The organism is Bartonella sp. CR127HXZ (assembly GCF_042194555.1).
In the GTDB taxonomy this organism is placed as follows: Bacteria; Pseudomonadota; Alphaproteobacteria; order Rhizobiales; family Rhizobiaceae; genus Bartonella; species Bartonella grahamii.
In genome coordinates this window covers 1-502 of sequence record NZ_JBHIMZ010000105.1, presented here as the reverse complement: position 1 = coordinate 502, position 502 = coordinate 1, and the positions used below count along the sequence as shown (strand labels likewise).

Genomic DNA, 502 nt, shown 5'->3' with positions numbered 1-502 from the left:
CAACAGGTTGAGGGGGATTTACGGCGGGCTGTTGATTTGGTCAATGGGGTTAATACGCCTCCGCAAATTAATGAACAGGAACGGATTTTTGCTCAGTTATTGGGTGTTTGGCAGAGAGCAGATGCGCAGACAAAGGCGCGGTTTTGTGATTATCTTGCAAGAGAACAAGGGGAGGAGCAGGCATGAAGACGCGTGGTTCCCAACAGCTTGATTTTTTCCAAAAGCCGGTTTTTCCCTGTCGTGAACCCGTTGCGCAGATTGATTTAGGGCGGTTTCGCTCACGCATTAAGCGTGCCATGGCTAGGGCTTTGCGTGAATGCCGGCATGAGCGCAGTGTGATTGCGGAGCGTATGGCGCATTATTTAGGGATTGGGTGTTTAAGTAAGGCCAGTTTGGATGCTTATGTGGCAGAAAGTAAGCAGGTGGATATTTCCCTGCCACGGTTTAAGGCATTTGTGCGGGCGACAGAGGCATTTTGGCTCTGGGATGAGGTGGTGAGTGA

The 502-nt window shown here is 50.6% G+C and carries 1 protein-coding gene and 1 pseudogene; both read left to right on the top strand.

What is annotated here, in order from left to right; genetic code table 11:
- Positions 1-186: pseudogene (locus tag ACFIKY_RS09385) on the top strand (chromosome partitioning protein); the annotation flags it as partial.
- The coding region (locus ACFIKY_RS09380) for a hypothetical protein (RefSeq protein ID WP_375661772.1) at positions 183-502 on the top strand (320 nt) is incomplete at its 3' end. The pseudogene ACFIKY_RS09385 and the gene ACFIKY_RS09380, both read left to right, overlap by 4 nt.